This window comes from Paracoccus fistulariae (assembly GCF_028553785.1).
Lineage (GTDB): Bacteria > Pseudomonadota > Alphaproteobacteria > Rhodobacterales > Rhodobacteraceae > Paracoccus > Paracoccus fistulariae.
The window spans coordinates 1,399,383-1,414,656 of the sequence record NZ_CP067136.1; the positions used below are offsets into that span (position 1 = coordinate 1,399,383).

The 15,274-nt window shown below is 61.8% G+C and carries 17 protein-coding genes; 5 read left to right on the forward strand and 12 right to left on the reverse strand.

The annotated features are described in order from the left end of the window. Position 1: 1 nt before the first annotated feature. Positions 2-1,018, reverse strand: a complete 1,017-nt coding sequence (locus JHX87_RS06880) for an AraC family transcriptional regulator (protein ID WP_271883419.1) — start codon at positions 1,016-1,018, stop codon at positions 2-4. 113 nt (positions 1,019-1,131) lie between these two features. On the opposite strand from JHX87_RS06880, the gene JHX87_RS06885 reads away from it, so the two are divergent. From JHX87_RS06885 to JHX87_RS06895, 3 genes are all read left to right on the forward strand, one after another. Beyond that, on the forward strand, positions 1,132-2,022 hold the full coding sequence (locus JHX87_RS06885; RefSeq protein ID WP_271883420.1) for an SDR family NAD(P)-dependent oxidoreductase: 891 nt from the start codon (positions 1,132-1,134) through the stop codon (positions 2,020-2,022). A gap of 75 nt (positions 2,023-2,097) precedes the next feature. Then, positions 2,098-2,580, forward strand: coding sequence for a 2,4'-dihydroxyacetophenone dioxygenase family protein (locus JHX87_RS06890; RefSeq protein WP_271883421.1), 483 nt, complete (start codon positions 2,098-2,100; stop codon positions 2,578-2,580). A 651-nt stretch (positions 2,581-3,231) separates the two neighbouring features. Then, positions 3,232-3,981, forward strand: a complete 750-nt coding sequence (locus JHX87_RS06895) for a ZIP family metal transporter (RefSeq protein WP_271883422.1) — start codon at positions 3,232-3,234, stop codon at positions 3,979-3,981. On the opposite strand, the gene JHX87_RS06900 is transcribed toward JHX87_RS06895, so the two are convergent. From JHX87_RS06900 to JHX87_RS06915, 4 genes are all read right to left on the reverse strand, one after another. Continuing rightward, positions 3,978-4,619, reverse strand: a complete 642-nt coding sequence (locus JHX87_RS06900; protein ID WP_271883423.1) for an NADPH-dependent F420 reductase — start codon at positions 4,617-4,619, stop codon at positions 3,978-3,980. The two genes, JHX87_RS06895 and JHX87_RS06900, sit on opposite strands and share 4 nt — an antisense overlap. Before the next feature lie 17 nt (positions 4,620-4,636). Continuing rightward, positions 4,637-5,272 (reverse strand): SDR family oxidoreductase, encoded by a 636-nt coding sequence (locus JHX87_RS06905; protein WP_271883424.1) that lies wholly within the window; start codon positions 5,270-5,272, stop codon positions 4,637-4,639. A 91-nt stretch (positions 5,273-5,363) separates the two neighbouring features. After that, positions 5,364-6,302: an alpha/beta hydrolase gene (locus JHX87_RS06910; protein WP_271883425.1), complete on the reverse strand. Its 939-nt coding sequence runs from the start codon at positions 6,300-6,302 to the stop codon at positions 5,364-5,366. Between the two features lie 67 nt (positions 6,303-6,369). After that, a complete protein-coding gene (locus JHX87_RS06915; RefSeq protein ID WP_271883426.1) occupies positions 6,370-7,293 on the reverse strand; it encodes an alpha/beta hydrolase in 924 nt (307 codons plus the stop codon). A 127-nt stretch (positions 7,294-7,420) separates the two neighbouring features. Between JHX87_RS06915 and JHX87_RS06920 the strand changes: the two genes are divergently transcribed. Further along, positions 7,421-8,314, forward strand: coding sequence for a LysR substrate-binding domain-containing protein (locus tag JHX87_RS06920; protein WP_271883427.1), 894 nt, complete (start codon positions 7,421-7,423; stop codon positions 8,312-8,314). Then, complete coding sequence (locus tag JHX87_RS06925) at positions 8,311-8,517, forward strand: hypothetical protein (protein ID WP_271883428.1); 207 nt, start codon at positions 8,311-8,313, stop codon at positions 8,515-8,517. The genes JHX87_RS06920 and JHX87_RS06925 overlap by 4 nt, the downstream gene beginning before the upstream one ends. A gap of 83 nt (positions 8,518-8,600) precedes the next feature. On the opposite strand, the gene JHX87_RS06930 is transcribed toward JHX87_RS06925, so the two are convergent. The 7 genes from JHX87_RS06930 to bglB form a co-directional block, all read right to left on the reverse strand. Further along, positions 8,601-9,533 carry a sugar kinase gene (locus JHX87_RS06930; RefSeq protein ID WP_271883429.1) on the reverse strand — a complete coding sequence of 311 codons (933 nt, stop codon included), beginning with the start codon at positions 9,531-9,533 and terminating at the stop codon, positions 8,601-8,603. Continuing rightward, positions 9,530-10,273 (reverse strand): 2-dehydro-3-deoxy-D-gluconate 5-dehydrogenase KduD, encoded by a 744-nt coding sequence (kduD, locus tag JHX87_RS06935; RefSeq protein ID WP_271883430.1) that lies wholly within the window; start codon positions 10,271-10,273, stop codon positions 9,530-9,532. Before kduD ends, JHX87_RS06930 begins: the two co-directional genes overlap by 4 nt. Continuing rightward, on the reverse strand, positions 10,273-11,097 hold the full coding sequence (kduI, locus tag JHX87_RS06940; protein WP_271883431.1) for a 5-dehydro-4-deoxy-D-glucuronate isomerase: 825 nt from the start codon (positions 11,095-11,097) through the stop codon (positions 10,273-10,275). Before kduI ends, kduD begins: the two co-directional genes overlap by 1 nt. Before the next feature lie 61 nt (positions 11,098-11,158). After that, positions 11,159-12,457, reverse strand: a complete 1,299-nt coding sequence (locus JHX87_RS06945; RefSeq protein ID WP_271883432.1) for a TRAP transporter large permease — start codon at positions 12,455-12,457, stop codon at positions 11,159-11,161. A gap of 3 nt (positions 12,458-12,460) precedes the next feature. Beyond that, positions 12,461-12,973, reverse strand: coding sequence for a TRAP transporter small permease (locus JHX87_RS06950; protein ID WP_271883433.1), 513 nt, complete (start codon positions 12,971-12,973; stop codon positions 12,461-12,463). Next, positions 12,973-13,941: a TRAP transporter substrate-binding protein gene (locus tag JHX87_RS06955; protein WP_272833887.1), complete on the reverse strand. Its 969-nt coding sequence runs from the start codon at positions 13,939-13,941 to the stop codon at positions 12,973-12,975. The genes JHX87_RS06950 and JHX87_RS06955 overlap by 1 nt, the downstream gene beginning before the upstream one ends. A 32-nt stretch (positions 13,942-13,973) precedes the next feature. Then, positions 13,974-15,092, reverse strand: coding sequence for a beta-galactosidase BglB (gene bglB / locus JHX87_RS06960; protein WP_271883435.1), 1,119 nt, complete (start codon positions 15,090-15,092; stop codon positions 13,974-13,976). Between the last annotated feature and the right edge of the window lie 182 nt (positions 15,093-15,274).

Below are 15,274 nucleotides of genomic sequence, written 5' to 3' on the forward strand. Positions count from 1 at the left end.
ATCAGGCAGGCGCGCTGTCGCGCAGCGCCTGCCTGCGATAGGCCAGCGGTCCGGCCCCGTGCCAGCGCTGAAAGGCGCGACTGAAGATGCTTTGATCCGAATAGCCAAGCGCCAGCGAGATTTCGGACAGGGGCAGCCGCGTTTGCGTGACCAGCGCCTTGGCCCGCGCCTTGCGCCAGTCATCCACCAGATCGCGAAAGCTCAGCCCCTCATGTTTCAACCGCCGCTGCAGGCTGCGCGGTTCCAGCCGCAGGCTGTTGGCAACGCTGTCCAGCGTGCAGACATCCAGCTCCATCTGCCGCGCGATCTCGTGGCGCACGTCATCGCTGAACCGGCCCGAAGCCTCTTGCCGCGCGGTCAGCAGATAGCGTTCGATGATCGCATGATAGGCCGCATCGCTGTGTTCCAGCGGCCGGTCCAGCGTGGCGCGGTCGAAATAGATCGCATTGCGTTCCGCCCCGAAGCGGATCGGACAGCCGAAATAACGCTCGGCCGCGGCCTGCACATCGCCCGCATCATGGCGAAAGCTGACCTCGATCAGATCGACCTTCTGCTCTCCTGCCTGCTCCAGCACATTGCGCGCGACGCCGATCGCCAGCAGCATGTATTGACGCGTCCCGGCGGCGGATGGCTGCATCTCGACCCCGATGGATGCGACATCGCCCTGTTCGTCCAGCGTCGCCGACAGCGCATTGCTGTGGATCAGCAGATTGCGGGTGATCGCCTGCATCGCGCTGCGCAGATCGCGCTCCATCTTGGTGACCAGCGCCACCGGACCAAGCACCTCAAGATGCTGGAACGGCGCCAGACGAAGGCCGAAATCCGGCATCTGCCAGCTTGCCGCGCAATGTTCGAACAGCGCGCAGATATCGTCAAAGGCAATCCGCTCATCGGGCTTGTTGAACAGCGCCATCGGCAGGCCCACCGCCTGCATTGCCGCGCTGACATCCTTGCCGGCCTGCGCGGCGACCTCGCGCGTGCCGACCAATGTGCTGGCGCGATTGAAATAGCTAGCCACCTGTTCCCCTCCCCGTGTCGCCTCAAGCCAAATTACCGCAATTTCGGATCAAGAGAAGCATTCATCCTATCGGCATGGTGTCGGCAGGCATTCATTGTCCGGGAGGAGAGGTCATGAAATACCCTTGGAAAAAAGGCGCCCCGAAAGTTGCATTCGTCACCGGAGGCGGCAGCGGACTGGGGCGCGAATTCGCAAAATTGCTGCTTGGGGAAGGCAGCAGCGTCGCCCTGTTCGATCTGCGCGTCAGCGATGAGGTCCTGGCCGAGATGCGCGCCCTGACCAGCGGCGACCAGAAGGTTCAGGCCTTTGCCGTCGATATCACCGATGCGGCCGCGGTGAACGCCGCCGTATCCGACGCGGCCCGGCAATTCGGCGCGCCCGATCTGGCGATCAACTGCGCGGGCATCGCAATCAACCGCCCCTTCGAAAGCCTCACCGGGCCCGAGTTCGAGAAGGTGATCGCCGTCAACCTGTTCGGTTCGCGCAATTTCGCCGCCGCCGTTCTGCCGCAGATGCGCGCGGGCGGGCATCTGGCCTTCGTCGCCTCGCTTGCGGGCAAGACCGGCAGCTTCGGCTATGCCGCGTATAGCGCCTCGAAATTCGCGGTGATCGGACTGGCCGAGACGCTGCGCATCGAAGAGAAACTGCGCGGGGTCGAGATTTCGGTCCTCTGTCCGGGCGAGATCGACACCCCGCTGGTCACCGAAGAGGCCAAGACCATTCACCCGATCGCCCGCGCGATCAAGGATACCGGCGGCACGCTGCAGGTCGGCCCGGCCTGCGACGCGATGATGCGCGATCTGGCCCGTGGCAAGTTCACAATCATTCCGGGGTTCCAGTCGAAGATGACCAATTTCGTGGCAACGCGCTTTCCCGGCCTGCTGCGCGCGGTGATCGATTCCAAGGCCCGCAAGGTTGCCCGCTCGATCGCGCCCGACCGCTATACCCAGCCGCGCGGCGCTGACGGGCAAAGTCAAATTCCGGTCAGCCAGAGCCAAACCTGACACCGGCCCGACTGCTATACCTGAACCCATCACGGCGACCAGGAGGGGACGCCGATTTACAGGAGGAATACGCAAATGTCGCTTGATCTGACATCCACGCAAGACCGTCTGCTGACGCTGAACATCAAGGATGGCGAGGTGCTGAACACCCTGCCCGGCGTTCACGTCACCCCGATGTATCTGGATCGCGAAAAGGGCATCTGGGTGCTCTATGCCCGCTTCGAGCCCGGCACCCGCCTGCCCCGCCACTACCATTCCGGCGTGGTCCATTTCTTCACCACCAAAGGCTCCTGGGCCTATGTCGAACATCCCGAGGATGTCCAGACCGAAGGCAGCTACCTGTTCGAACCCGCAGGTTCCCACCACACCTTCGAATCGAAGGAAGGGACCGAAGGCTTCATGCTGGTCGAGGGCGCGAATGTGAACCTGAACGAGGACGGCTCGCTGATGTTCATCATGGATGCCGGCTGGATCGAGGACGCGGTCAAGCAGGTCGCCCAGGAAACCGGCCAGACCGTGCCGCGCTACATCCGCCCGGGCGCCGTCAATCAGGGCTAAGGTCCGTACTGACCCATAAACCGGCGCGGCAGAACACATCGTTCCGCCGCGCCGTTTTTTACGGTCCGCGCATTCCACTGCCACCCCTGCGACCGCGATCCGGAAATCCGCCATATCGCAATCCGGCCCTGTGAGATATGCGCAGGCATCACATGGATAGACGAACCGGACGAAGGGATTCGAGGCATGTCGCTAACCGCGCGCGCCAGAGCAGATGTATGAGCTGTGTGCCACAAATTGAGTGTAAAGATCCGCGACACCTGCAGCCCGAGGGTCGAGAAACAGACCTGCTCACAGAAGCCTAAGCTTCACCCACGCTAGAGAGCGGGAGTTTCGGGCCTCTTGATCGCGGCAACTCGGCCAGATCCAGGCCCTTGCCGAGCTATCGCTTTCGCCGATGGCAAAGGCTGATCAACGAACGTGATCCGCCTGATTTGCTTCAGGCCGCCGCCGCCCGCGACGTCAGCACTAACTTCACGCCACTTCGGCGCGATATCTTTGGGCAGCAGCATCGCTTCCGTCCTGCGGCTTTCAGATATTACAGCGGGCGGACGCCGGAATGATCATTTAACCACTGTGCAGCCCCGACTTGCGTGCTAGCTTACCCGTGCCTCCTGCAGCGCGATACAGGCCAACCAAAAGGTATTTCAAATGAGTGGACTATGGCAGGTTCTGTTGCTGTCCCTGTTACCCGGGCTTGGGAATTTCATCGGCGGACTTGCAGCGGAATTCGGGCCGAATTCGCCGCGCGCGCTGAATCGGGCGCTGCATGCGGCATCCGGGATCGTGATCGCGATCGTTGCGGTCGAACTGATGCCCGAAGCGGTTGCCGTGCTGGACGGCTGGTGGATCGCAGCGGGATTTGCGGCCGGCGCCATGGCCTATATTCTGATCGACAGATTCGTCGAAAGCCTTCAGGAAAAAGACGAAGGCACGACGTCGTCGCGAATGTGGATGATCTATGTTGCGGTCGCGGTGGATCTGGCCAGCGATGGCTTGATGCTGGGATCGGGCGCGGCGCTATCCTGGGGGTTGGCGCTGACGCTGGCTCTGGGGCAGGTGCTGGCCGATCTGCCCGAAGGCTATGCCGTCATTGCCAATTTCCGGGCCAAGGGCGTCCCACGTGCGCGTCGGATCTGGTTGTCGGCCTCTTTCATCCTGTTTTCGGTGGGCGCGGCGCTGCTGTCTTATCTGCTGCTGCGCGACGCCCCAGAAACAGTCAAGATGCTGGCGCTGACATTCGTCGCGGGACTGCTGACCGTCGCCGCCGTCGAAGAGATGCTGGGCGAGGCGCATGAGGCGGAAGAGGACAGCAAAGTCTCGGTCATTGCCTTCGCCGGTGGCTTTGTCCTCTTCACCCTTGTGTCAGCCGGGATCGAAGCCGTGATCGGCGCGGGTTAGACCCGGACGAAACGGTAGCCCAGTTCCGGGCCGTCCTTGCCGCCATAGGCCAGCAATGAGACGACCAGGCCAAAGGGTTCCATATAGCGCGAGCTCCGCAACTTGCCCAGATCGACCGGGTTGAAGCCGACATCGCGGATCAGCGCGGCAACGCGTTCTTTGGCCGCGCGGTTATCGCCGCAATAGATCAGGTCGGGCGGGGTCTGATCCTTGCCCCTGGCCTCGAAGAGGGGAAACAGGATTTCTCCGGGAATGGTGTTGAAGGCACCCACCACCTGCGCACCCGGTGCCTTTTCCGCCAAGGCTTCAGGGCCGGAACTCGTATGGCCAAGAACCAGATGGCTGTTATCCTCGCTCATCGCCAGCGAACAGGTCAGAACGACCTTGCCGGACAGATCGCCCGCCTGCGCAAGAACATCGTCGATGCGCGACCAATGCACGGCGATCAGCACTACGTCTGCATCCGCCACAGCCTGGGCGGGGGTTCCGCTCCGGGCCGTGGGACCGGCTTCTTGCGCCAGCTTTTCAAGCTTCTCCTGACTGCGGGCATAGCTGAAAGTGACCTCATGGCCGCAGCGGGACCAGATCGTCCCCAGCCTGCCGCCCATTCCGCCCGCGCCCAATATTCCAATACGCATCTTGCAGTCTCCAGAATTTACATGAAGGCGGGCTTGTCGCCCTCGGTGCCCGGTTTGTGCAGGCCGATATTGCCGCCGATATCCCTGGCGGGATCTTCCAGCAGCGTCAGGATGTAGGCGGCGACGCTTTTGCGCGATACCTCTGTACCCTTGAAGGGTTCATTTCGGGTGGTGGTCTCGTATTCCACCTCGTCCCTGTCGGTCAGCCAGGCCGGGCGCAGGATGGTGTAATCCAGATCGGTTGCCTCGATCAGATCGGCCGCGCGGCGGAAGGGCGGAAGATAGGCGCCGATCTCGCGGCGGTTCCAGTCACCGAACTTGCCCGGCACCTCATCATAGATGCCCAGCGAGGTGACGAAGATCAGACGCTTCACGCCCGCCGCGTTCATCGCGTCCAGCACAGCTTGCGCCAGGATGTCCATCTCGCCGGTGAGGTTGGCATAGACGATATCCTGCCCCTGCATCGCCTCGGTCAGGCGGGCAGTGTCGGTCACGTCGCCCTCGACGATCTTCATGCCCGTGGTGTCGAGATCCGAAATCCGCGCGGCATTCCGCAGATAAAGCGTCGTGCGCATGTCATGCCGACCGGCAAGATCCGCGACAACATGGCGGGCGATGGCGCCGCTGGCGCCGATAACAAGAACATTGGTCATGTCGGGAACTCCTGTGACCCCGTGGGGTGAGCACTGGATCACTCAGGTTAGGGGAAAGCCCCCGGCGGCGAGCCTGCCGGGGGACGCCGGATCATTCAGTGGTGAGGTGCTGTTTCAGGAAGGGCAGCATCTGCTCCATGGCGAGGGCGACCGGTTCGTCCTTGTCATAGATATCGTAATGCGACCAATCCTCCAGCTCGACCAGCCGACGGTCCTTCGACGCGGTGGCGCGGCCATAGGCCTCCATCCCGTCGCGATAGGCGCCAAACGCACCGACCTTGCGCCCGACCACCACCATCATGGGTTGGGTCATCAGCATCTCGGTAAAGGCGAAGGCGTCCCAGGCCAGCGTATTCTGCGCATGGCTGAACAGCATCCGGGTTGCGCCGCCGGGTTCCTGGCCGCGCGGGGTCTTGTAGTAATCCGTGGCCTCTGCCACATCGCGGTCGGTCAGGCCGGCCTCGCGGGCGGCTTCGGGGCTGGCGGGCAGAAGTTCGTTGACCTGCAGGTCACCGCCGCGGGCTTCGGCCGTGCGCTGCGCGGCCATCGCGTCCAACGCCCCAAGCGGGTCGTGATTGCTGAAGCCTTCGCGGAACAGGCGGCCGATATTGACCGGCGTGATTCCCACCACCGCCTTGATGCGCTTTTCGGTCAGCGTCGCGTTCAGGATATAGCCGCCACCGCCGCAGATGCCGATGGCCCCGATCCGGTCCGCATCGACATAGGGCAGCGTCACCGCATAGTCGATGACGTGGCTGACATCCTCGACCCGCTGCGTGGGATCTTCGACCCAACGCGGCTCACCACCCGAAGCGCCCTGATAGCTGGCATCAAAGGCGATGACGACGAACCCCTGCTCGGCCAGCGCCTTGCCATATACCGCGCTGGAGGTCTGTTCCTTGCAACTGCCAAAGGGGTGGACGCTGATGATGGTCGGGTATTTCTTTGCCGGATCGAAACCCGGCGGGGTCAGGATCAGGGCGGCGATATCCCAGGCCATGTCCCTGTTACGAAAGCTCACACGTTCCATAGAGTTTTGCCTTTTATGGGAAAGAGGGCTGCCCGGACAGCCATTGGCGGCCGGGCAGATGGGGCGCTCAAGCGCCCAGATTTTTCTGAAAGAAGGGCGCCAACTGACCGATGGCCTCGTTGATCTGAGGCTCGCCATCATACATCTGCATGTGGTTCGCGCCTTCGATGACGTGGAATGTCTTGTCGGTGCTGGCGGCGCGGGCATAAAGGTCATCGCTCATCCACTTGCTGCCGGCTTCCGAACCCGCAATCACCAGCAAGGGCTGCGTCAGATAGGCCTCTGCCTTGTGAAAGGCGTCATAAGGGATGATCTGGTCGAGGCTGCGGGCCGTCATGTAGCCGGGGGCCGTCGGGTATTCCGCGCGGGGCGTATGGTAATATTCCCAGGCCTGACGCAGTTCTTCATTCGGGGCGTCCGCCTCGTTCATCGGCGCAAGGGGGAAGCGTGCGGGATCGCCACCTTGGGCATCTGCGCTGCGGGCATCGGCGCCCATCTGGATGACGGCGCGGGCATCCTCGTCGGCAATATCACCCTCCCAACCGTTGCGGAACATCTGGCCGATATTGACGGCGCTGACCGTACCCACGGCCTTGATACGCGGATCGTTGATCGCCGCATTGGCCGTATAACCGCCGCCCGCGCAAATCCCCATGGCGCCGATCCGGTCCGTATCGACATAGGGCAGCGTGGTCAGGTGATCCAGCACGGCGCTGACATCTTCGGTGCTGACATGCGGGTTTTCCTGCTGCCGCGGCAGGCCACCGGATTCGCCCTGATAAGAGCGGTCGAAGGCGATGGTGACAAAACCGTTCTCTGCCAGTTTCTTCGCATAGGTGCCGGCGGTCTGCTCCTTCACGCCGCCGCCGGGATGGCTGACGATCACCGCCGGATAGGTTTTCGATTCATCGAAACCTTCGGGAAGATTGATCACCGCCGACATGTCGATCGTGGGGTTGTTGCTGTTCTTGAAGCTGATCTTGTTGGACATTTCAGTCTCCTTCTCTCGTTAAACGTGCAATTCAGCCAGCCGATTTGGCCCTGTCGAACCTATATGGAGCATGGCTCAGGAAGTTATAATGCGCTAAAACTGCATGCATCTATTAATGAGGTGATAAATGCAGCGCGAGGACATGGCCGACCTGACCGCCTTCGTGACCGTGGCGCAAGAGCGGAACTTTACCCGTGCCGCCGCCAAGCTTGGCATTTCGCAATCCGCGCTGAGCCAGATCATTCGCCGGCTGGAGGAACGGCTGCAATTGCGCCTGCTGTCGCGCACAACGCGCAGCGTCGCGCCCACCGAAGTAGGTGAGCGGCTTTTTCAAACGCTTGACCCGATGATGCGCGAGATCGAAGAGAGCCTTGGCCTGCTGGGCCAGTTACGCGACCATCCTTCCGGCAAGATCCGGATCACGACGGTCGAGCATGCCGCACGGGCCTTTATCCTTCCTGCCATGCGCAAACTGCTGCACGAGAACCCCGATATCACGGTCGAACTGATCGTGGATTACGGACTGGCCGATATCGTCGGTGATCGCTTCGATGCAGGGGTCCGGCTGGGCGCCGATGTTGCGAAAGACATGATCGCGGTCAGAATTTCGCCCGACATCCCGATGTCGATTGTCGGTGCGCCCGCCTATTTCGCGGATCGTCCTATCCCCATGGTCCCGCAGGATCTGGTTTCGCATCGCGCGGTCAATCTGCACCTGCCGACATCTGACACGGTGAACGCCTGGCGGCTGACCGACGACGGTCAAGAGACCCGCGTCCGGGTTGAAAGCGCGATGATCTTCAACACGATAGACCTGATCCTCGATGCGGTTCTGGATGGGCACGGATTGGGCTATCTGCCAAGCGATCAGGTTGGGCACCATATTGAGAAAGGCCGACTTGTCGCCGCCTTGCCAGAACACCTGCCACCGCTGCCCGGCTACCATCTCTATTACGCCAACCGACGCAACGCCTCACCCGCGTTCAGGCTGTTCGTCGAGGCCCTGCGGTGGCGGGGGTGAAAGCACTCGGGGCTGATCAGCAGCACCCACGTTGCACCAAGCCGATCCCGCCCGACGCCGAAATGCACAAAAGACGGCATTTGATCGAAAACTGCTTTTGCAAGCTCAAAGTGTTCAAGCGCAGCGCCATGGGTGCCCGCCACACCAACCAGAGCTTTGAAGCCATGATCTATATCGCAGCCGCCATTATCATTTCACGATGATGTCCAACAGGCCTTGATCCACGCCCCCCTGGTGATCGCTTCGGCCAGCTAAAATCGGCTCGACATATCCGGTTGGTCATGAACTATGGCAATGCGATTCCAGCAAGCTCTGCGAGATCGGTATCCGGCAGTATCGCGCCGCGCCCCGCTATCACCTTGCCTGCTACCTGATGGCCGCGACGGGCCGCGTTTGCAAGATCAGCGGGCGCGCTGAGCCAGCGGGACAGGAAGCCCGCGTTAAAACTATCGCCCGCCGCCGTCGTATCGATGGGCGAGACCGCGTCGCCGACCGGCACCTCAGACCCGCCCGCGCTGTTGACGATCAGGCAGGGATCTGGGCCCATCTTCATCACCACGGTTCCTGCACCGCTGTCACGATTGCGTTGCGCTGCAGCTTCAGGCGTCTTGTCGCCCCAAAGCAGAACCTCATCCTCATAGGTCATCAGTGCCAGATCGGTCAGTGACATTATATTTGCATGGGCGAGCCGAGCCTCGATCAGATCCTGCTGCCAGAGCCTTGGGCGAAAATTCCCGTCAAAAACGATCCGGCACCCCCGGTCCCGCGCCATGTCAAGAAAGCCGAACAGCTCCGCCAGTGCGGCCCTGAGAACCCAGAGCGTGATCCCGCTCAGATAGATCGTTTGCCCCTGAACAGCCTTCCCCAGACGCGTCAGGTCAAGGCCGCTCAGCATGGAACGCGCGACCGAGCTGTCACGCCAGTAATGGAAGCTCCGCTCTCCTTGCGCATCGGTGCTGATCGAATAGAGCCCGGTCGAACCGGGCATGGTGGCAAGGAAGTCCCGACCAACCCCGTGATGCCGCAACTGGCGCAGGATCAGGGCACCGAACGGGTCATCGCCCACCGCGCTGACAAATTCCGTCGCGACGCCCAGATGCGCCAGATAGACGGCCGTATTGAACACATCGCCGCCCACGGCGACCTGCGGCGCGGCGTCTGCGGGCATCGAGATTTCGCCCATCGCCTCGCCCAGACAGAAGATCCGGTCCGTGCTCATCGTGCCAGCCATCCGCCATCGACATTGAGCACGGCGCCCGTGATGTAGCGCGCGGCAGGCGAGCAGAGAAAGGCCGCCGTGCCGCCGATATCCTCGGGCCGACCCCAGCGGCCGGCCGGGATGCGTTCAAGAATTTGCCGCGACCGTTCGGGATCTTCGCGCAGCGCCTCGGTATTGTTGGTGGCGATATATCCCGGGGCGATGGCGTTGACCGTGATACCGTGTGGCGCCCATTCATTCGCCAACAGCTTGGTGATGCCCGCTATGCCATGCTTGCTGGCGGTATAGCCCGGCACGCGAATGCCGCCCTGAAAGCTGAGGAGCGAGGCGATATTGAGGATCGCGCCCTGGCGGCCCGCGCCGATCAGTTCGCGGCCGAAGGCCTGGCATGTAAAGAACACGGCTTTCAGGTTCACATCGACCACCGCGTCCCAGTCGGCCTCGGAATGGCTGACGGCATCCTCGCGCCGGATGATCCCGGCATTGTTGACCAGCAGCGAATAATCCGCGCCCGCAAAAATATCACGCGCTGCCAGAGGGTCCGCGAAATCGATCTGCAAATCATCGGCCTCGCCGCCCGCGGCCCTGATCATGGAGATGGTGTCATGGCAGGGCCGCCGCCCCGCGCAGGTGACAGAGGCGCCCTGCCCGGCCAGCGCGACGGCGATGGCCTGACCGATCCCGGTATTCGCGCCCGTGACCAAAGCGCGTTGCCCCTGCAGTGAAAACGGTCCGGCCATCAGCGCATGTCCCTGGGCTGGATGAATTCCATGTCGGTATAATCGACATTATCACCCGCCATTGCCCAGATGAAGGTGTATTCGCCGATGCCCGCCCCGGAATGGACCGACCAGGGCGGTGAGATCGCGCCCTCTTCATTGGCAATGAAGAGGTGGCGGGTTTCCTGCGGCTCACCCATCAGGTGCAGAACGCGCGCCTCATCGCTCATCCCCCAGTAAAGATAAGCCTCCATTCGCCGGTCGTGGACATGGCTTGGGATCGTGTTCCAGACCGAACCGTCCTCAAGCGAGGTATAGCCAAGGATCAGTTGGCAGCTTTCCATGACCTGCGGGTGGATGAACTGCTTGATCGTGCGCTTGTTCGAACTCGCGGCGTCGCCCATCTTGACCTCCTTGCACTCCGCAAGGGTCACCAATCGCGAGGGATAGGTCTGATGCGCCGGACAAGAGGTGATGTAGAAGCGGCCATCGCCTGAAAAAGTGACGGCCCCGCTGTCCTTGCCAAGATACAGCACGTCGCCGCGGTTCATGGCATAGCGCTGTCCGTCCGCCTCGACCGTTCCGGCCGCGCCGATATTGACGATGCCCATTTCGCGCCGGTCCAGAAAAGAAGGTGTCTTGGTCTCTTCCACCATATCCAGCACCAGATCCGATCCGGCAGGCACCGCGCCGCCCATGACGAAACGGTCGTAATGCGTATAGATCAGCCGGATCTCACCCGCCGCGAACAGGTCCCGGGCCAGGAAGCTTGCCCGAAGAGAAGCGGTATCCATCGATTTGGCGTGATCGGGGTGGATGGCGTGACGGGTTTCGACGGTCAGCATTTGAACTCCTTGGAAATGACAGCCGGGCATGGACGCACGGCCGGTTCTTGATGGGCTATGGTCAAAGACCGAAATGGCGCGGCAGCGACATGGTCAGCGAAGGGAAATAGGTCACGACCAGCAGCAGGGCGAAAAGAAGCATGTAGAACGGCCCCAGCGCGCGGATACAGGTCTCGACCTTGACGCGGGCCACACCGGCCCCCACGAAAAGCCCGGTGCCGACCGGCGGCGTGATCGTCCCGATTGCCAGGTTGAAGATCATGATCACCCCGAAATGCACCGGGTCATAGCCGACCTTTTGCGCAATCGGCAGCAGGATCGGGGTGAAGATCAGGATTGCCGGCCCCATATCCATGAAGCAGCCGACGAACAGCAGCACCAGGTTGATGATCAGCATGACGATGATCGGGTTTTCCGAAATCGCCAGGATCAGCGACGTGACCGCCGCCGGGATGCCGGTAAAGGCCATTGCAAAGCTTAGCGCGGCAGAGGCCGCCAGCAACAGCATGATGGTGCCGGTGATCAGGACCGTCTCCATCAGGAATTTCGGCAATGCGCTGATCGGCATCGTGCGGTGGATCACAAAGGCCAGCAGCAGCGTGTAGATGACCGCGATGCCCGAGGCCTCGACCGCGGTGACGACGCCCAGCATGATGCCGCCGATGATGAAGACGATCAGCATCAGGCTGGGCAGCGCGCGGCCGATCACGCGCATCGCCTCGGCGGGGCCGACGCGGTCGGCGACCGGCCAGCCCCGGCGGCGGGCGACAATGGCGGTGACGATCATCATGCCCAGCCCCCAGAAGCCGCCCGCGACCGCGCCGGCCAGAAACAGCGCGGCAATCGAGGCACCGCCCGCCACCAGCGAATAGATGATGAAGGCGGTCGACGGCGGGATCAGCATTCCGGTCGGCGCCGAGGCGATATTCACCGCCGCCGCAAAGCCCGGCTCATAGCCTTCGCGCTTTTGCATCGGAACCATCACACCCCCGATCGAGGTCGAAGCCGCGATGGCCGAGCCCGAGATCGAGCCGAAGAGCATGTTTCCCGCGATATTGGTCTGCGCCAGCGATCCGGGCACGCGCCCCGCGATCAGCTTGGCGAAATCGACCAGCCGGATGGCGATGCCGCCGGAATTCATGATCACGCCCGACAGGATGAAAAACGGCACCGCCAGCAGCGAAAAGCTGTCAAGGCTGGCCAGCATCTTCTGGGACGAGGTGAACAGCGCCATATCGAAGGGCACCACCAGCAGCACGGCGGCGATGGCCGCTGCGGTGATCGCCAGTGCCAGCGGGATGCCAAGCAATGTCAGCGTGCCAAAGACCAGCATCAGGATCAGGCTTGCGGGACCGGCCATGGATTACTCTCCCATCATCTCGGGTTGCTCTTCGGGATCGACGTGATGCGTGCGGCCCTGGCTCAGATCCGCCAGGTTCAGCAGGCTGTAGAGGATCATCAGCGCACCGCTGACCGGCAGCGACAGATAGACCCAGCTCATCGGGATCTGCATGACGGCACTGGTCTGGCGCGACGCGATGGTCACGCCCTTCCAGCCGCCCCAGACCAGCACCACACCGGCAAACAGCATGAAGGCCAGCGCAATCACCGCATCCAGCCGCAGCTTGCCGCGATGCGACAGCCGGTCGCGCAGGATATCGACGCTAAGATGGCTGCCCTGCCCGACCGCATAGGCCGCGCCCAGCAGGGACATCCAGATCACGCCATAGCGCAGGATTTCCTCGGTCGAAGAGGATGGCGCGTTCATCGCATAGCGACTGAAGACCTGCCAGACCAGCACCACGACCAGCGCGGCAAGCAGCGTGCAGCAGACCAGCCCCAGAAGCAGGTCCAGTCCACGGCGCACCCGCTGCATCACTGCGCCCCTGCGGCGCGGATCTGCTCGACAACGGCCTTCTTGTCTGCGTCAAGCTCGTCATACATGGGGGCGACCGCCTCGCGGAACGGGGCCGCATCGACCTCGTAGAAATTCACGCCCATCTCGGCTGCGGCGGCCTTTTCACTCTCGATCGAGGCATCCCACAGCGATTTGTGGAATTCGGTCGATTCCTTCGCCGCTTCCAGCACGGCGGCGCGGTTTTCCTCGGACAGCCGGTCCAGCGACATGGTGCCGATCAGCAGGATATCGGGAATGCGGGTATGCGCGTCATAGCTGTAATGCTTGGCCACCTCGCCATGACGGGCGATGGTCAGGGCGCTTTCATTATTCTCGGCCCCGTCCAGGATGCCCTGCTGCAGCGAGGTATAGACCTCGGCCTGGCCCATCGCGACGGGGGTGGCGCCCAGCAGTTCGGTCATGCGGATCGCGGTCGGGCTTTGCAGCACGCGGATTTTCAGGCCCTTCAGATCTTCCAGAGATTTCACCGGAACCTTGGTGGTATAGAAATTGCGCGCGCCCGAATTGTAATAGGCCAGCCCGACAACGCCCTGGTCGCGCGTCGATTCGTAAACCGGCTGCATGATCGAGGCATCGTCCAGCGCCTTGTAGTAATGGTCCTGATCGTTGAACAGATAGGGCATGGCAAAGATGCCATAAACCGGGCCGAAGCTTTCCATCAGCCCGGCCGAGACCTTGGTGATGTCCAGCGCGCCGCCCTGCAGCATCTCGACCATCTCGCGCTCTCCGCCAAGCTGGCTGTCGGGAAAGAACTGGACAGTGACATCGCCACCGGTCTTTTCCTCGACCAGTTCGCCGAATTTATGCATCGCCTCGACCGTGGGGGCCGCATTCTGTGCATAGCCGAAGCGCAGCGTTTCTGCCGAAGCCGCGCCTGCGGACAGGATCAGTGCAAGGGCTGTCAGGGTTTTCATCGGTCGGTTCATCGGTTTTTCCTCCTCCAGAATGAACATACGCGTCAGATGTAGCCGCGCAGGTATTCGGCCAGTGCAAACATCGCCATCGCCTGCCCGTAGGGCATCGAGGTCAGCTTGATCTGACGATAGTAATCCAGGTCCTGGCCCATGGCCGTGCCAAAGGACACGTTCAGCAATTCGCCCTCCGGGCTGATATTTTCGATCACAGCCTTGATGGCGCGCTCGGCCACGGGGGCATAATCGGCGGGCAGGTAGCGCTTGCGCACGCCTTTCAGCAGGCCATAGGCAAATCCGGCGGTGGCAGAGGCCTCAAGATAGCTGTCGGGATCGTCCAGCAGCGTGTGCCACAGCCCGCTTGCATCCTGCGTCTCGCGCAGCGCCGCCGCCTGACGGGACAGAAGCGACAGCAGATGCCGGCGCAGCGGATCCTGCGGGGCAAGATCAAGCAGTTCCACGAATTCGGGGATGGCGATGGTTATCCAGCTGTTGCCGCGCGCCCAAAGCGCATTGGCGAAGTTGTGGTTGCCATCAAAGCTCCAGCCGTGGAACCACAGCCCGGTTGCATCATCGGCCAGATACTGAGCATGTATCAGGAACTGATACTTCGCCTCTTCGACAAAATCCGGGCGGTTCAGCAGCAGCCCGATCTTGGCCAGGGGCAGCACGCTCATCATCAGCGTGTCATCCCACATCTGCTGATCGTTCACGTTGTTATAGACGATGTGCTGCAGGCCGCCTTCACGCGTCCGCGGCATGTCCTGCATCACCCATTCCGCCCAATCCTCAAGATAGGGCCGCCACATCGGGTTGCGATCGCGTTCGTAAAGATGGGCAAGGGTCAGGAAGGGCGCGACCGTGTTGACGTTCTTGGTCGGCACTCCCTCGGCCAGCCGCTCATCGAACCAGTCGCGGATGATGCCAATCGCCTTGTCGCTGCCGGTCAGCTCCCAATATTTCAAAAGCCCGTAAAGGCCGATCCCGTGGGTCCATTCCCAACCGGCCCAGCCCTTGGTGTCGATCACCCGGCCATCATCCAGCCGCAACAGGAATTCACCCGTTTCGTCTTTGATATCGACGAGATTGTCGGCCAGCCGCTCGATCAGCGCGGAAATATCATTGCGCGCGAAGGCCCGGTCTTTTTGCCGAAGTAGCGGGTGCATTCAGTCTCTCCTGATCGATTGAATTTGGAATAGCGTTCCGAAAAATAGGGAACCATACTCCGCTTCATAAATCAACGCAAAACTTGGTCGGCGGTGGCGCGGCTAGAAATCTGATCAAAGCACTGAAATATATAAGTATATCGAGATATCGAAGCTGTTCTTGACTTCTGTGAACAAAATTT

Coding starts and splice junctions, on each gene's coding strand:
- JHX87_RS06955 (WP_272833887.1), bottom strand. CDS start 13,941: ATGAACCGACCGATGAAAACCCTGACAGCCCTTGCACTGATCCTGTCC.
- JHX87_RS06885 (WP_271883420.1), top strand. CDS start 1,132: ATGAAATACCCTTGGAAAAAAGGCGCCCCGAAAGTTGCATTCGTCACC.
- JHX87_RS06910 (WP_271883425.1), bottom strand. CDS start 6,302: ATGGAACGTGTGAGCTTTCGTAACAGGGACATGGCCTGGGATATCGCC.
- JHX87_RS06930 (WP_271883429.1), bottom strand. CDS start 9,533: ATGAGCACGGACCGGATCTTCTGTCTGGGCGAGGCGATGGGCGAAATC.
- JHX87_RS06890 (WP_271883421.1), top strand. CDS start 2,098: ATGTCGCTTGATCTGACATCCACGCAAGACCGTCTGCTGACGCTGAAC.
- JHX87_RS06920 (WP_271883427.1), top strand. CDS start 7,421: ATGCAGCGCGAGGACATGGCCGACCTGACCGCCTTCGTGACCGTGGCG.
- kduD (WP_271883430.1), bottom strand. CDS start 10,273: ATGGCCGGACCGTTTTCACTGCAGGGGCAACGCGCTTTGGTCACGGGC.
- JHX87_RS06945 (WP_271883432.1), bottom strand. CDS start 12,457: ATGGCCGGTCCCGCAAGCCTGATCCTGATGCTGGTCTTTGGCACGCTG.
- kduI (WP_271883431.1), bottom strand. CDS start 11,097: ATGCTGACCGTCGAAACCCGTCACGCCATCCACCCCGATCACGCCAAA.
- JHX87_RS06900 (WP_271883423.1), bottom strand. CDS start 4,619: ATGCGTATTGGAATATTGGGCGCGGGCGGAATGGGCGGCAGGCTGGGG.
- JHX87_RS06915 (WP_271883426.1), bottom strand. CDS start 7,293: ATGTCCAACAAGATCAGCTTCAAGAACAGCAACAACCCCACGATCGAC.
- bglB (WP_271883435.1), bottom strand. CDS start 15,092: ATGCACCCGCTACTTCGGCAAAAAGACCGGGCCTTCGCGCGCAATGAT.
- JHX87_RS06895 (WP_271883422.1), top strand. CDS start 3,232: ATGAGTGGACTATGGCAGGTTCTGTTGCTGTCCCTGTTACCCGGGCTT.
- JHX87_RS06905 (WP_271883424.1), bottom strand. CDS start 5,272: ATGACCAATGTTCTTGTTATCGGCGCCAGCGGCGCCATCGCCCGCCAT.
- JHX87_RS06950 (WP_271883433.1), bottom strand. CDS start 12,973: ATGCAGCGGGTGCGCCGTGGACTGGACCTGCTTCTGGGGCTGGTCTGC.